The organism is Stenotrophomonas sp. (assembly GCF_032066555.1).
Lineage (GTDB): Bacteria > Pseudomonadota > Gammaproteobacteria > Xanthomonadales > Xanthomonadaceae > Stenotrophomonas.
This window is the reverse complement of the sequence record NZ_DAMBKV010000004.1, coordinates 15,122-29,812: the sequence shown is the minus strand read 5'-3', so window position 1 is coordinate 29,812 and position 14,691 is coordinate 15,122. Positions and strand designations below refer to the sequence as shown.

20 protein-coding genes are annotated in these 14,691 nt (G+C 60.9%); 6 read left to right on the top strand and 14 right to left on the bottom strand.

Features of this window, described 5'->3' with window-relative positions:
* Nucleotides 1-132 precede the first annotated feature (132 nt).
* The 14 genes from RT131_RS06800 to RT131_RS06735 form a co-directional block, all read right to left on the bottom strand.
* Complete coding sequence (locus RT131_RS06800) at nt 133-453, bottom strand: hypothetical protein (RefSeq protein ID WP_313171443.1); 321 nt, start codon at nt 451-453, stop codon at nt 133-135.
* Between the two features lie 31 nt (nt 454-484).
* A complete protein-coding gene (locus RT131_RS06795) occupies nt 485-1,168 on the bottom strand; it encodes a hypothetical protein (RefSeq protein ID WP_313171441.1) in 684 nt (227 codons plus the stop codon).
* Between the two features lie 80 nt (nt 1,169-1,248).
* Nucleotides 1,249-1,719: a lysis system i-spanin subunit Rz gene (locus RT131_RS06790; RefSeq protein ID WP_313171439.1), complete on the bottom strand. Its 471-nt coding sequence runs from the start codon at nt 1,717-1,719 to the stop codon at nt 1,249-1,251.
* Nucleotides 1,716-1,904 (bottom strand): hypothetical protein, encoded by a 189-nt coding sequence (locus tag RT131_RS06785; protein ID WP_313171437.1) that lies wholly within the window; start codon nt 1,902-1,904, stop codon nt 1,716-1,718. The genes RT131_RS06790 and RT131_RS06785 overlap by 4 nt, the downstream gene beginning before the upstream one ends.
* 199 nt (nt 1,905-2,103) lie before the next feature.
* Nucleotides 2,104-2,397 (bottom strand): hypothetical protein, encoded by a 294-nt coding sequence (locus RT131_RS06780; protein WP_313171435.1) that lies wholly within the window; start codon nt 2,395-2,397, stop codon nt 2,104-2,106.
* Entirely contained in the window at nt 2,397-2,828 is a 432-nt protein-coding gene (locus RT131_RS06775) for a structural protein P5 (RefSeq protein ID WP_313171433.1), read from the bottom strand. Before RT131_RS06775 ends, RT131_RS06780 begins: the two co-directional genes overlap by 1 nt.
* 395 nt (nt 2,829-3,223) lie before the next feature.
* Nucleotides 3,224-3,973, bottom strand: coding sequence for a hypothetical protein (locus tag RT131_RS06770; protein WP_313171431.1), 750 nt, complete (start codon nt 3,971-3,973; stop codon nt 3,224-3,226).
* A 251-nt stretch (nt 3,974-4,224) separates the two neighbouring features.
* A complete protein-coding gene (locus tag RT131_RS06765) occupies nt 4,225-4,836 on the bottom strand; it encodes a hypothetical protein (protein WP_313171429.1) in 612 nt (203 codons plus the stop codon).
* Nucleotides 4,833-5,207 carry a Ref family recombination enhancement nuclease gene (locus tag RT131_RS06760; RefSeq protein ID WP_313171427.1) on the bottom strand — a complete coding sequence of 125 codons (375 nt, stop codon included), beginning with the start codon at nt 5,205-5,207 and terminating at the stop codon, nt 4,833-4,835. The genes RT131_RS06765 and RT131_RS06760 overlap by 4 nt, the downstream gene beginning before the upstream one ends.
* Nucleotides 5,207-6,634, bottom strand: coding sequence for a replicative DNA helicase (locus RT131_RS06755; protein ID WP_313171425.1), 1,428 nt, complete (start codon nt 6,632-6,634; stop codon nt 5,207-5,209). Before RT131_RS06755 ends, RT131_RS06760 begins: the two co-directional genes overlap by 1 nt.
* A complete protein-coding gene (locus tag RT131_RS06750; protein ID WP_313171423.1) occupies nt 6,634-7,644 on the bottom strand; it encodes a hypothetical protein in 1,011 nt (336 codons plus the stop codon). Before RT131_RS06750 ends, RT131_RS06755 begins: the two co-directional genes overlap by 1 nt.
* Nucleotides 7,645-7,777: 133 nt before the next feature.
* Nucleotides 7,778-8,095, bottom strand: coding sequence for a hypothetical protein (locus tag RT131_RS06745; RefSeq protein ID WP_313171421.1), 318 nt, complete (start codon nt 8,093-8,095; stop codon nt 7,778-7,780).
* Entirely contained in the window at nt 8,092-8,730 is a 639-nt protein-coding gene (locus RT131_RS06740; protein WP_313171419.1) for a hypothetical protein, read from the bottom strand. Before RT131_RS06740 ends, RT131_RS06745 begins: the two co-directional genes overlap by 4 nt.
* Before the next feature lies 1 nt (nt 8,731).
* Entirely contained in the window at nt 8,732-8,989 is a 258-nt protein-coding gene (locus tag RT131_RS06735) for a hypothetical protein (protein WP_313171417.1), read from the bottom strand.
* A 286-nt stretch (nt 8,990-9,275) separates the two neighbouring features.
* Between RT131_RS06735 and RT131_RS06730 the strand changes: the two genes are divergently transcribed.
* The 6 genes from RT131_RS06730 to RT131_RS06705 all read left to right on the top strand — a co-directional run bounded on the left by RT131_RS06730 (nt 9,276) and on the right by RT131_RS06705 (nt 14,654).
* Nucleotides 9,276-9,965, top strand: a complete 690-nt coding sequence (locus tag RT131_RS06730) for a helix-turn-helix transcriptional regulator (RefSeq protein ID WP_313171415.1) — start codon at nt 9,276-9,278, stop codon at nt 9,963-9,965.
* 63 nt (nt 9,966-10,028) lie between these two features.
* Nucleotides 10,029-11,018, top strand: coding sequence for a hypothetical protein (locus RT131_RS06725; RefSeq protein ID WP_313171413.1), 990 nt, complete (start codon nt 10,029-10,031; stop codon nt 11,016-11,018).
* Nucleotides 11,015-11,539, top strand: a complete 525-nt coding sequence (locus RT131_RS06720; RefSeq protein WP_313171411.1) for a hypothetical protein — start codon at nt 11,015-11,017, stop codon at nt 11,537-11,539. Before RT131_RS06725 ends, RT131_RS06720 begins: the two co-directional genes overlap by 4 nt.
* Before the next feature lie 173 nt (nt 11,540-11,712).
* Nucleotides 11,713-12,204 (top strand): hypothetical protein, encoded by a 492-nt coding sequence (locus RT131_RS06715; RefSeq protein ID WP_313171409.1) that lies wholly within the window; start codon nt 11,713-11,715, stop codon nt 12,202-12,204.
* A 384-nt stretch (nt 12,205-12,588) separates the two neighbouring features.
* Complete coding sequence (locus RT131_RS06710) at nt 12,589-12,882, top strand: helix-turn-helix domain-containing protein (RefSeq protein ID WP_313171407.1); 294 nt, start codon at nt 12,589-12,591, stop codon at nt 12,880-12,882.
* A complete protein-coding gene (locus RT131_RS06705) occupies nt 12,879-14,654 on the top strand; it encodes a dATP/dGTP pyrophosphohydrolase domain-containing protein (protein WP_313171405.1) in 1,776 nt (591 codons plus the stop codon). The genes RT131_RS06710 and RT131_RS06705 overlap by 4 nt, the downstream gene beginning before the upstream one ends.
* Nucleotides 14,655-14,691 lie beyond the last annotated feature (37 nt).

Genomic DNA, 14,691 nt, shown 5'->3' with positions numbered 1-14,691 from the left:
GCTTCGCCCCTTCTTACCCGCCATTTGCTGATTACTCCTGAATCGGCATAAAAAATGCGCATGCGAGGACAGGTGGTTTCCGGTCGAGAATCGCTCTCACCTTTGACCCTCCCCCTACCCTCGCGTGGAACATCACCGCCGTGGAACCGGTCGGCCCGCCTTGGCTATGTCGCCCAGCGTCTTGGCTGCATGGCACTCGATGCACCTCACGCAGCAGTTCGCATCCGTGTCCTCGCCACCGTTGACCAGCGCCACGTCGTGGTCCAACTCGAAACCATCGGGGTAGCGCGTCAGTACGTTGCAGTCCTTACAGGCTGGATTGGCCGTCCAGATGCGCAGGCGGCGCGCCTGTAGCCGTCTGCCAGTGAGGCGCTGACCTCCCGGGGTAGGAACCCATGCGAGGCGCTGACCTGCGGGTTTGAGGCGTGGCTGCATGGTCTTCAACCTTCCCATCAGAACTCCTCCACATCCCAGCCGCCGCCAATCACGCCTCGTCGCCTCCAGACTCAGCACTACCTTTGATTCGACTTACTCTCCATCGCGCATAACGCGCACCTGGACTGGTATCCCGAAACCATTGCCGCTTTTCCTCCTCAGTTTTAAGGGTGGCGATTTGAGGTGGCGGAACGGGGCCAATGAGAAGATCTGCAGCTTCGTGGCACTCAACGCAAGCATCAAGCCCGAAGCCAACACGCTGGCGAAGAAGCTTCTTGTCCGTGTTATCCGACGCAATGGACTCAATGCTCGCCTCCAGTAGCAGGCGAGCCATATCAACCAAGCTCCAAGCCTGCACAACAGCCAACACCTCATTTTTCTTCAGCATGCCAATTCGGCCCGCCAAGGCTACATATAGCACCGGAGGCGGCAGCCGGAGCCGAATGGCCATCTCTCCTCCACCCGGCCTTCCATCGGGCTCTCCGATGTACCTCTGCAGGGTAGTAAAGCGCTCATCCATCGACAGGGCGAAGCTCCTTAGCTCCGACCCAATTGCCACCCGGATGCTATCAACCTCTTGAAGGCTCATTCGACTGTCTCTCTTTCTATTTAGTCGGGCGTTGTAAAGCGCACCCAATAGCACGGCGAGCAAGCCAACCAAGCTACCCAACAGCGCACCCGCCCAAGCATGGGCAGTGATCCACTCCAAACCCGACCTGATCCAGCCGCCCATTCGCTTACTCCTTCTTTGAATTGCTGGAGTATGAATGCCAACGACTATTCGGGCCGAGTGCCCAGCGATTACGCCAGCCCTCACTCTGGGGGCTGGCCCCGGTCAGCCTTCACGGTGGCCTGGCAGGCACGAACCTGATCGTCGGCGTCTCGCCCGACTCGAACAAGATCGCCCTGATCCTTTGCTCGTAGTTCGGCGAGCGCATCACGTTCGGCGATGCCGGCTGCGGACTCGGACACACGGTTGGTTTCACATGCTGCCCACTGCCGGCGCAGCTGGAGGTTGCCAGCGCGCAGGTCAGCAACAACAGCAGCAGGGACAGCCTCGGCCGCTTCACGGTCTTGTTCATGCTTCGCTCCGATCTTGGCCAGCTCCTGGCCCTTGGTCTGTTCCAGCGCGCGGGCGCCCTGCTCCGCCAGCACCTGGCTGGTGAGCTGCTTCACTTCCTGCTTGCCAGCGGCGATGTCGGCGCTTCGGTCCCGCCATTCCCGGCCCAGCAGGCAACCAGCGAGGAACAGCAGCAGGCCGGCGAGAATGTGCGCCCTGGTCATTTGAAGCCCTCGATGATTACCCGGTCCGGGTGGCGGTAGCTGATCCACTCGGGCATTGGTACGAACCGCCCGTTCTGCTTGAGCTGGATCTGCACTTCGTAGCGCGGGACGTTCTTGAACGTCGCGTCGAACTCCTCCAGCAGCACCGTCATCCGTGCCTGCCAGTCGTCCGGCATCTCGTGCATAAGCACTCGTGGCAGCGGAAGCCAGGATGCATAGCTCAGCCCGAACCAGCCCCAGAGAGCGTCATAGCCCGGGCGTCGAAGCACGTTCACTCAAACCTCCATGCCCACAAGGGCTGTCATGGGTCCATTCCTATGTCGCCGTGCCAGTGCGCCAGCGCTGCCACAGCTAGGCCTGCGAGCGCGCCAGCCGCGACGTAGATCACGGCGGCACCTCGATGTTGTGTTTCTTCAGCTCGAACTCCATGCGCATGATCCGCATCTTCAGTTCGTAGACTTTCGACTCGGCGTCCCGGCGAGCCTTGCGCTCGTCATCCAGGCCAGTCTCCAGCGTCACCAGCCGCGCCTCTTGGGATGCGATACGTTCGCCAAGCTGACCGATCAGGCGGTCGTTGGCCTTGGCCTCTGGTGAAAGGAACTTGTCCCAAGCCATCTTGCCCAGCAGGAGGAGGACACCTACCCCACTCCCAACGCCCCACATGCTGACGTCATCCATCACGCCAGCGCCTGGCGCACGCCAGCCTCGATCACCGACTCATCCCAGAACAGCCCGCCGTTCTCGTGCCGGGCAATGGCCGTCACCATGCGCTGCAGGGGAACCTGCTTGCTGAGGCTGACAATCTCGCGGCTGCCAACCCCAACCTCCCGGGCCACCTGGGCGATGTACGCCTCGGTGTTGTTCTCCACCGGGGGAGCCCAGCGGTTGATCATGTCGCGGACCGTCCGCAGGCCGTGCTTGCTCTGGTAGGTCAGCAGCGTCTTGGCCAGCGCGCGGAAACCAGCCTGCGGCGTCTCGAACACGCAGAAGCGCGGCTCACGGCGCAAAGCAGCGGCGCTGCGATCCTCGCCCTGCCACACAGTCTTGGTGCGATCGATGTTGCCCGGGTTGTTGCTCCGGACGCCGCGCGGCTCTGGCTTCGTGCTCATGGGTGAATCCCCTGTATGGCATAGGTGCCCGTCACCACAGTCCGGCTGCGGTCGATGATTGGTCCGGTGAGGATTGACGGGCGTAGAAGGTCCGATCACCACCACTGCCTGGTGCGCAGGCCAGTCATGGCGTTCCTGGCGCGCTTGCGCGCGGCACCGGCCCCAATCGCCTCACGGCGAGCGGAGGAACTTACGGGGCGGTGATGATCGGGTTGAAAAGAAAAAGCCCGGCTTGTGCCGGGCTTTCGTCGCGTGATGGTAGGAATCTATCCGCAAATGTGCGCAGCCTACAACTGCGCGAGACGTGAAGAGCGGGAGGACGCAGGAAGATTAAGCCCGAGCAGACTTCAAAAGGAGGCTGTGGTCAAAATTGAACCGCACCCCTTCCGATAAATTCAGTTCCTAGACATCCTGGCCCACTTCTTCACCATCTGCTTCATGAATCCATTTCGGATAGAGCCATACACAAGAGCTATGTATGCCAAGATCACCAATCCCCCTCCGATCTTGCCCCCAATGGGCATCGGCGGTTTCACCGCAGGCTTCGGATCAAAGTGGTCGAGCATGAATATTCCAACGAGCATCAAGATGAGAGCCAGGACCATCATGATCGCTTGAACCCCAGTTCGAGCGCCTGCCTTCTCAATCTTCTTGACGCCGAGAATTCTTGCATCAACTACGATCCGGCCAGAGAAATCGCTAACCAGAATCTTGAGACTGATGGAATCCTTTGGATTCAGGAGAGTTGGGTTGATCTGGACAGAAGATTCATTTGCAACTATGTCAACCGCCAAGTTCTCCGGCTCAATCTCTGTCACTGCGGCAGAGAGAATCTTGGACGTAGTTCCAGTGCCGATTACGATGTTCCTCTCGTAGTCGGAAGATGAGATGGCGACATTTCCAATATTAGAAATCCTAACGACAATCAGGCATATGTCTCTCGCTGGCTGACCGTCAAATAGAATCTGCAGCTTATTCTCAAGCTCTTCCTTCACAGTCAGCAGCTCATTGCGCGACACCACTTCATACGCCAAGCGCTTTCTTTGACGCTGGATCAAATGGACGAGGACGGTTGCAACAATCGCTATTAAAGCTAGGATTGCGCCAACAAACTGCCAAGCCGGATCGCGAAAGTAGTCGAGCATGTTCCCCCTGAGCATCTAGTACTAATAGCCAGACGTGACACCTGGCATTGTGAAATACACGCAAAACGCCAAAATGCGTAGCGCCCCCCTGTTTTGGATGCTGATATTAGAACTGGACTGTGTGCCAAACAAGCGGTTCTGTTTATTTAGAGAGGCGCAGAGGGGCCGATAGTCTTGCCCCATGACCAATCACAGGTCACGGGACTTGCGCTTTTTGAACTTTCCTGGGGAGTCTGCGGGCGGGAAAGTCCTCATTCCACAAATGCCTTGCGCCGAAGATCGCGGGCGGCATCAGCCTCCGCCTCTAGGATTCGTGATAGGACCCAATCTACTACGGCTGCCCATGCCTGGCGGTAAGCAGATTCACTCATGCCCATGGCAGCCGCTCGCTCACGATTGCTGAGCCGCTCACCCTTCATGTAGCCGATGGTGATCGCAGCGATCTGCGGCATGCGCTCTTCCAGCCTGTCCGGGAATAGCTGCTCACGAGCCACGGCAGCGCGCGCCTTCAGCACACCCAGATTGCGACGGGTCTTCTCGTCTTGGTCCCGCTCGAACTTCGCGATGCAGTCGGTGATCCCCCATAGAGTTCGAGCATCGATAAAACTGCGCGACCGGCGATTTCGCTCTTCAAGTGCTAGCCGGGTTATCCCGCGAAACACGCGAACTATGTCCGCGCGGCTCGGATCAGGCCCATACAGCAACTCCAGAAGGTCCCGACCAAGGCCAGCGGGCACCATTCCGAGCGCCCCAGCGATATCGATGTTGGTCAGGGTACCTACTCCACCATCTGTGCCGGTACCGGCATCAAGACGGAACGAGGACGCGTGAAACCTCGCCAATAGCTCACGAACGTCTTTCATGCTGCTCTCCTCAGTTCATTCACGTGGGTCTGTTGTTCGATCAAGTCGTCGTCGCTGCCGTAAGTCTCGTGAAACGCCCGAGAGCCATCCATCAGGCTCGGCCCGTAGATCGCTCGGGTCTGGGCCAAGGTCTTGCCCTCATTGGGGTGCCGGCGGTGATGCCAGACGCAAAGCGCAAAGCCAAAGAAGTGCCCACGACGGCGGTTCCCGCTCTTGGCGTGGTTGTAGTCGCAGCCGTAGACCACGCGGCGCGAGGACAGAAGGCCGGCCATCTGGAGCATCAGACAAGCCATGCACGGGCCCGCCTTCGCCAGTTCGATGCGCTCAGCCTCGGCTGCAGTCGGGGTGCCGGTGGAGTGCTGCATCGCCATCAGTCCTGCTCCCCGAAATGCGCGCGCCGGCCGCCGCCAAAGAACTTTGACTTCCCGGCGGTGCGCCCGGTCGGGCGGTCGGGCTCCGGCTCAGCTGGCAGCGGGCCATCACGGTCGCGCAAAGCCATGTGAGCGTAGTCGTTCCCCAGATAGATCGACTTCCCCGCCTCCACGTCGCGGCCCTTCGCCAGGATCAACTCCACGATCCCCCGCATGTGCGTGTTCTTGTCGTAGTACTCATCGCGGTGGATGAAGATGATCATGTCCGCCTTCTGCTCGATCTCACCGGATTCGCGCAGGTCAGCCATGTTCGGCCGCTTGTCCTGCCTGCTGGACAGCGCGCGGTTGAGCTGGCCCAGCGCTAGAACCGGGCAATTGAACTCCTTGGCCAGCGTCTTCAACCCTTGGGCAATCTCGCCGTATTCGAATCGAGCCAGCTTGGCGTCGATCTTGAAGTCGTGGATGTGATCCACCACCAACAGCCGGATCGGCTTCTTGGCATGCAGCGCGCGAGCACGTGCCATCAGCTGTGTGATTCGCAGGGCCGGAGTGTCATCTACGCTGAGCTGCAGCGCGCGGCGATCCTTCACGGCGGCTGTAACCTTTGCCCAGTACTCGTCCGAGCCAGCTGGCGCCAAGAGCCATTCATGCGGTACGCGGGCAGCCGCAGAGATCCCACGCCGGTTCATCTGCTTCTTGCTCATTTCCAGCGAGAACACCGCGACGTGACGATCTCGGGCCGCGAAGTCCGCAATGTTCAGGCCTGCAATGGATTTACCCATGCTCGGCCGGCCTGCCAGGATGATCAGGTCACCGTCCTGCAACCCGTGAGTGGCGGCGTTCAGCTCCTCCCAAGGCGTCGGCACACCCGTAACCGAGGTGCCCAATTCAAACCGGTACCGTAGGTCATCGAACCAATCCGGCAGTGTGTCGGTAACCGGGACAAGTCCGTCCGTCTGGCTGGGCGCCAAACCCTGCATCAGCACCTGCGCGGCGGCGATCCCCTCGACCGGCTCGAAGTGCGGGTCATAGGCCGCATCGGCAATCTCAGTGCCGATGCTGATCATCCGGCGAGCGATTGCCTTGTCACTCACAACCTGGGCGTAGGCAACGATGTTGGCTGCCGATGGCGTAGTGGCGGCAAGGTGGATCAAGTACCCGCTGTCCACCTGCTCGGACATGCCTTGTGCCTCGAACGACTCACCGAGCGTGATGGCGTCGAAAGGGCGCTCCCGCTCAACCATGTCCCGGATGGCGCGGTAGATCAGCTGGTGATCACGGCGATAGAAATCGTCCGCTGCCAGCGAAGCCTCCACTTTGCGCCAGGAACCCGGGTGCAGCAGCAGGCCTCCGATCACTGCCTGCTCTGCGGCGATGCTCTGCGGCGGGAGGCGCAGCTGGTCCACGGTCGAGTCGATGTCATACATCAGGCCGCTTCCTCACGCTCGAACAGCTTCAGCATCGTCTTGGGCTGGGTCATGTACTCGAAATCAGGCATCCAGTTCTCGTGCCCACGCCCTCCACCCTGCCGGCCTGAGTGGAAGTCATCCTTTGCCGCCACGGCGAAGTACTCGGACCAGAACTCGGCTGGGATGCGGTCGTGGCCCTGGCCGCGGCAAATGTCCCTAGCGATGGAGATGCATCGCTTCACCTGCGCTCGACGGTTCTCTCGCCCGATGGTGGCGTTCACGGCAGCGAGTAGCCCACCGTTGCCCTTCACCAGCGCCGAGGCGTTCCAAGCGGCAATCGCCTCGTTGGTCACCTCCGCCAGCCTCTGGGCCTTCTCGTCCAGCGGAGCAACCCCACCACCGGAGGCGTCATTCGGCTCAGCCGATGACGAATCCGAGCGAAGCGAGGATTTAGGCTCTTCTGGAGACGGAGACGGAGACGGAGACGGAGACGGAGACGGGGCACTCCTAGAATCTGCTACTAGCACTTTTTGGTAGTGCGTCTGGCTGCTGCTAGCACTGCCAGAATCTGCCGGTCGTGATCCGCTAGCACTCTCTGGTACTACTGTTGGTTGCGGCAGGCAGTCAGCCCCAATGCGCTTGGCATACTCCGGCATCAGCCGGGCAGCCTCTGGCCGGCCGTACTGCTTGCACAGCGCGGCCCAGCGCGCCTTTTCGCTGCGCGCATCCGCACCTGCAGCCCATGGGTTGTGATCTGCCCAATCGTGCAGTGCGTAGTTTTCGCCGACCTGATCCAAGAAGCGCACCCGCACCAGCTCGGACACGAATGCGCCCTCATCACCAATCCAGTCGGCAGCCAACTCGATGTCTTCCACTGTCATGCCCGACAGGTCCCCGTCGCTGCGGTTGGCAGCGGCCCAGGTGATCAGGCAGATCAGGTTCCATGCCCCGCCCTGCCCCAGCGCGCGGATCAACTTCTTTGTCTTCGGGTGCGCCGACAGGCCGGTCGCGATGCGTGCGTCCTGCATGTCAGCCCCCCGCTCGATTTGTGTACGTCATGCCATGTCTCCTACGTCCTCCTGCAAACCCGCTTCCCTCAACCGTGCAGGAGTTCGGCTGTCCCACCAGGAGCTACCTGACGGTTAGAGGGGCGGGATTCGGTTAGGGGCGCTTGCGCGCCTCGGCTTTCTTCTCGTCGGCCTTAGCCAACACAAGCCAGGCCTCGTACTTCTTGATCTTTTCCCGGATGCCACTCAGGCGGGCTTGATGGATGTAGCGGGAGCGGCCGCCCGGTGACCCGTTCGCCTCAACTTCTGCAAGGGTTGCGGTCGCTTCAGCAATCAGACGCTCCAGATACACCGTGCGCTTCTCGTCCCATTGGTGGGGCGGCTTCCCAGCGGCGCGGGCGCGCTTGTCCAGCTCATCGCGAAGCTCATTCACAGTGAAGCCAACCAGCGAGTAGCGAATGGCCCGGCTCACTTGTCACCACCCAGGAGTGCCACGAAACGACGCTGAATCGTCAGAGCTGCAATTACCACGTCGTTGCAGCGCTCGATGATGCTTCGAGCATGTGGGCGGTCGCGCTCATCGATGAGACCGTCAGCGGTGGCCGGCGTAAGCGCCGATACCAACGAGCCGAACTCGGTCATCAGGTTGCCGATGCCGGCCGTGTCGGCGTCTGCAGCGATCAACGCCAAACGAATCGGCAGCAGACCGCGGCGCGCAGCCAGATCCCGCTCGCAGTCGCTGCGGTAAGGCTCCGGCAGGCTCAGCACCCACGCATCTTCCAGATCGGCCGGAAGTGTTTTGACCGTGCCATCCATGTAGCGGCGTAGCGCCTGGCCGTTGGCCTTGAGTGCGTCGGCCAGGTCGTCGCCCCGCCCCATCCGTAGCGGCACGGCCTTCTTGTCGTGCATATGCGGCGCGGTCATCGCGAAATAGTTCTCCGCAACCTGCATTGCGAAGCTGTTGGCGTTCATCGCCGTTTCGTTGAGCAGGCGGTGGGTGAAGCCGTAGATCACCTGCTGGCGCGAAGGCAGAAACTGCCTCCCCAGCTTCATGACATCGCCGGTACCGGTCGCCAGACTGCTTCCCATGGACGGAATCGAACTCATCTCAAGCGGTCTCCACCGGAACGATTCGGGTTTCGTCGGGGTCTTCTGGCGGCTCTTCGGCAATGGCCTGAGCCTGGACGCCCAGCAGGCGCAGCACTTCGGGCACGCCCGGCAGCGCGCGCTCTTCCTCCCAGCTCTCAACCTGGGCCAAAGGCAAACCCAGCACCGTGGCCAGCTGCTTGTCGTTGGTGAAGCCCAGCCGGGCGCGCAGCGCGCGTTTACTCATGCGGACATCGATCTGGGCGGCGACCTGCTCCACCTGTGTCGGTCGAGTTTCTTCATCGGAACCCGAGCAGCGAGTGGCGTGAAGCCGAAGGAGCGCCAGGGCGCTAGCTGCGCGAGGGGACTGAGATCGACCTGAAGCCAAATCTCCAACCGTCGACCCAGCCGAACCAATAGCTTCGCCGATCTGGACATATGTCATGCCAGCCGATTGAAGCTCCCCAATGATGCTCGCCCAGGATTTGTCCATGCCCGCCACGTTACGGTATTCCGTAGTCTACAGTCAACGGCATTCCGTTACGGAGTTCCGTTCAAATGTGTACATGGACAACATTGGCACCCGGATCAGAAGCGAGCGCGAAGCACAGGGGGTATCCCGTGCCGAGCTTGCGCGATTCGCCGGAATCGCAGCAACCACCCTTTCGGATCTTGAGCTGGGCTTATCAAAATCCACGACGGCTCTTCACAAGATCGCCGCGAGACTTGGCCTCCGTCCAGAGTGGATCGAGACCGGCAAGGGAGTGAAAGAAGCCGTCAGCACTACGACTCCTGGTGATTCGGATTACACCGACGTTGTCGGCTACGCCCAGGCGGTCGGCCTAGGTGCGGGCGGTTCCGAGGCGGTCGAGTACGCCGATACTCACAGCCTAAAGTTCAAGAAGACCAGCCTCCGCCGCCGCGGCATCCTGGGCAGCGCTGAGAACAAGACCTTGCACGTCTACTACGGCAAGGGTGACTCCATGGAACCGACAATCAGGGATGGAAACGCCATCCTCTTCGACTCCAGCGACACCCGTGTCGTGGACGGCGCGCTCTATGTTATCCAAGTCAACGGCTCGGCCAACCCCGAGTACTTCGTGAAGCGCGCCATGGTCTTGGACGCCGGCGTCTACTTTGCCAGCGACAACCCCGCCGGCGACCACAGTTGGAAGAAGCCTAAGGCCATGGATTCAAATAAGCATCCCATCACGGTCATTGGCCGTGTCCACTGGATAGGTGGCTGGGCCGACTGAAAGCTACACGGTCTCGGACCTTCCATGGTCAAGCTAAAAATGGATTTTTAACAGGGGGAAGTAATGGCTGTAGATCGACCAAGAGCAATGCACTACAAACGAGCAAAATTGCTATCTGGTGCACCACTGGACCTGCAATCAATTGTCGCTGATGCGATTCGCGACTCGCAGAACGTGGATGCGCGGGAGGAAGGTGAAGCGGTGCGGCGCGTTCTGTCGGGAATCGGTAATACGAACGGGATGCTCACCGCGAAGTTCATGCAGTTCACAGTTGGTCAGAAAGCGCATTTCTTGGAGAGAGACAGCGCTACTGGCGACTACAAGCTGGACACTATTGCTGTTCCAGAGGAAGACGGAGCAGCGCGCCGGGAGTTTGTTGAATCGTTGACGTTCCTTGCGCTTTCTGCATCCCACGTGATGTTCGTTTCCGCGTTGCACTTGGGTTCGAAGGCTCTTGAGGAACACCTTAATTGGCTGCTCAAGAAGTACTCCAAGATTGCAGCAGACGACTACGTGATCCTTGCCGACCAGCAATCAGCAAATGCTGAACAACGTCTGGCAAGGCATCCGGTTGATAGCGTGACGATCGGGGCGGAACTCGACTTTGAAGTCGTGGAAATGGTCAAAACACAACGAAGGACGAAGGATCGCGAGACTGTACCCGGCTACAAAAGTGTCCGCCCTGTAGGTCCCGTCGCCGATATGCTCAGTTCGCTGATTGGAGACTGGTTCGGAGACGTCCCGTTAACCAAGGCGCTTGGGAAGGATGAACGCATTAAGGCAACGCTAAAGCTGAACTACTCTAATCGGCGAAAGTCCGATGAGGGATTTGAGATGATGCAAAAGCTGGCGGTAGCCGGCCGTCACTTCGATCTGGACGAGACCCGTGTTCATCTTCATAAGGGTGGAACCTTGCGCGGCACCGATTTGAAGGTTCAGACGAGCCTAACGGTGAGCGTGCTTGAATCAGGGATGATTGATGAATTTGACCTTTGGGGAAAGGTGCACTCATGGCTACGCCACGCTATAGCAACCTCAATAGTTCCTCAGTGAACACCAATGCGACCAAAAACATCCTGCTCCTGATCCTAGTGCTGACCACTGGGCTGGCTACGGGGGTCATTGCGTCGCAGTTGCTTTCTGATCGTGGCCTGGAAGCCCTCCTGAAAGACACCTGGATCATCCAAGGCGTTCTTGTGGCTGCCGTCGTGGCCCTCATCTACAAACTCCAAAGTGACATTGCTGGCCTAGCTGGTCTCAGCTCAATCCAGCGCATTCAGCTAGATGACATGGTGACTGTAAAGTCGCGACGTCTCTGGGCATTGTTCTTCGCTATCGCACTATCTGCCCTTCTTCCCAGGGTGGCAGGTGCGATAGCCGAGGGCGCAGCGCAAAACAAGCTGCTCTTTTCTGCGACGGTTCTACAGACAACTACGGCCTTGCTATGCGGCCGTCTACCAGGGATGTGGCAAGAGCTGCGCCGCTTCACGACAGCGATGATCGCGGAGAAGGAGCGCAAGTCCCGCCAGACGGCCGAGCTCGAAAGGCTCTCAAAGGCATCGAAGGACCATTAAGTAACCCCGCTTCGGCGGGGTTTTTCTTTGCAGGAGAGCCGGAGCTGAATTTGTTCACTTAATCGAAGTTCGAAATTACGGTATTCCGTTGACAACGGCTAACGGTATTCCGTAGATTGTGCTCCGTCGCCCCGCGACACACCCATTCCGGGCAGGGGCTGGAGATCAGGTTCATGGCAACCGCCCGCACCTCCCTCGCCGCTCTGTGCCTCGCACTGAGCGGTTGCGCCGCCACCGGCCATCCGGAGCCCTCCCCGGCCGCTGAGGTCACCACCGATGGTGAAGCGACCATCCCGGCAGACCTGGTCATAAGCAGCCCGCGCATCTGCGCCGCCCTCGCCGTCTACGAGCTCGCAGACCACGACGACTGGGGACTGCGCGGGACCATCGCGGCAACCGCCCTCAATGGCTTCCGCGCGGCCGACCGCGTGCCGAACTGCGCCGCTGGCGTTGCCGTCGCACTGACCGCCGACTTCTCGGCTCGCCACTGGCAAGACGCGCTCGACGCCGTCGATGCGGTCGCCAGCGGCTCCTACCCCGTTCCAAGCGCATGCGCCCGGGCAACTGCGGTTGTCCCCCTCTCTGCGGTCAGTGCCGACTCCCCCTCGGCCGCCCGGGCGCACTGCGTCATCTATGACCTCGCCTTCGTTGAGGCAGCGCAGTGAAAGGGGTCCTTGCAGAAATCGGCGCGCTCCTGCTCATCGTCGCAGGGGCCACTTTGATCCTCGGCGCGCTAGTCGCCCTGCTGGCCTACGGCGCATAACTGGAGATGCACATGCAACGCATGATCACCGAGCAGCCACCGATCATCCCCTGCAGCAAAGGCCACGCAGCGCGCCATATGCTCGACCTCCGCCGACCATCGGCCGGTGGCGGCCACAGCGTGGAATGCGCCTGCAGCAACACAGCCAGGCATCTCACATTCGAAGAAGCGCACGCGGAGTGGTGCCTTGTGCATGGACAGCGCGCGCCGAAGCGCAGGCCACCAGTAAAGCGATCCGTATTCCCGTCTGAGCTCGCCCAGCTGCAGCTGAGTCTGTGAGGCCCCCATGACCGACCAAGCCCAGTGCGACGAACTGCTCGCAGCGCTCACCAAACGACCGATGACTGCTACCGAGATCTTCCTGGAGCTGGGCATCGCCAGAGCCAGCGCGCGCATCTACGACCTGCGGCAGCAAGGCCACCCGATCCACTCGGCAGAAGTCGTGGTCAACAACCGCAAGGGCAAACCCTGCCGCGTTGCCAGGTACAGCGTCACCACCGACCAGCTGCTCCTCATTCCACAGCTACCCGGCCGCGCGAAGTTCTCGCAGCGCCGGATCAAGAAGGAACCCTCCCGATGATTGATTCCAACCCGACCGCGTGTACCTGCCCCAGCGGCGACGGCTCTCTGCGCCACCCTTGCCAGGTGCACAACGCCAATTACGTTGGCGATGCAGCGCCCTTTGATCTCGTCGCCCACTTGGAGCGCCAGCGCTATTTCTCAGCGCACACATTCGGCCCCGGAACCCGCGCGGCGGGCATCGTCGACCACATCCGCAAGGAGCTGCTGGAGATCGAGGCCGACCCGGGCGACCTCCGCGAATGGGTGGATGTGATCATCCTTGCGTTTGATGGCGCCTGGCGCAGTGGCGCCACAGCACAAGAAATCATCTCCGCTATCGTCGTGAAGCAAACAAAGAACGAGGGACGCACCTGGCCACACTGGAGCACCATGCCTGCGGACAAGGCCATCGAGCATGACCGCAGCGGCGAAAGCGCCGCGGCCCCGGAAGCGGTGGCTTACAACGCGGGTGGAATCGAGTTGACCGCCTGCCAGCTTCACGAAGCGTTGCTGATGGCGGGCTCCCCCGAGTTGGACGTGGAGTTCGATGACCGCTCGCGTGTCCGTATCTTCCACACCGACAACGGCCACAGCGGCCCGGGCCTCTATTGCGAGTGCGTGGACGTGGAAGAGGAAGGCTGCATCCTGCTGGATGGGACTTCTCCGGCTATCGCCGCCCCCATCGCGGCAGCGCCGGTTGAGGGCGGACAGATCACGGGTTGGCGGAACGTCGATGGCATGGCGGTGTTCGCCGTTGCGTCGCACAGCGGCATCACCCCGAACCAGGAGTTCGTGCGGTATGACGATCACCTAAATTCGCTGGCCAGCACCCCCGCAGCGCCGGGGATCGACCTTGCCCCGCGCCCGATGGCGACCGCGCCGCGCGATGGCACCATGCTGCGCTTGCTAGTGCAGTTCGATGACCATGCCACCGAAGACACCGAAGGCCCGGCGTGGACCATCGGAGCATGCAACGACGACAACGTGCACCAGGACGAGCGTGCCGGCTGGCAGTTCGCTGGTTGGTGCTGGGATCACGATCACTTCACTGAGGGCAAGGGCACGCCGGTCGGCTGGCTGCCACTGATCGACGCCAGCCCCGAGGGCGGCAGCACCGACGAGAACAACGATCTGTTGCCCGAGCTGCGCGACGTTGAGGACTACTTCACCAGCGTTGACCCGAATCCGATCCATCTCGCCACGGTTCGCCAAGCCATCAGTGCGATTGTCGGCAGCCCCAAGGGCGGCAGCGAGACCGAGCCGATGTTTTACATCCAGGACACGCGGAGCTTCGTCGGCAACTGCCCGATGTGGTGGGCACCAAACGGCGCTGGCTACGTGACCCGTCTCGATGAAGCTGGCCGCTTCACCGAACAGGAGGCAATCCGGCAGAACCGTTCGCGTGAAACGGATGTGCCGTGGCCTTGCGCGGAGATCGACAAGCTTGGCCGGATCACCGTGGACATGCAGCACATGCGCCCGCGTAGCGAACGGCTGGCAGAACTGCAGGCCACCAGCGCCGAGGTGGGGGGCGTGAGCGCGTTCAAGACTGGCGACCGTGTTCGCATCATCGCCACCGACTATGACACCTCAGAGGACGCGAACCTCGCCAACGGACAGACCGGTCGCGTAATCAAAAGCCTTGGCGGTGCGGCCTCGATCCAGACGGACGCTGGTCCGCGCCACGTCAACGATGATGGTGATGGCTGGTGGTTCTTTGACAGCCAGCTTGAGCTGGCGGGTGACGACGAGCAGCCCACCAGCCACGGCGCGGGGGCGTGGCTGAAATGAAGACCTATCTTAAGAATGCGAACCAAGATTCAAAACT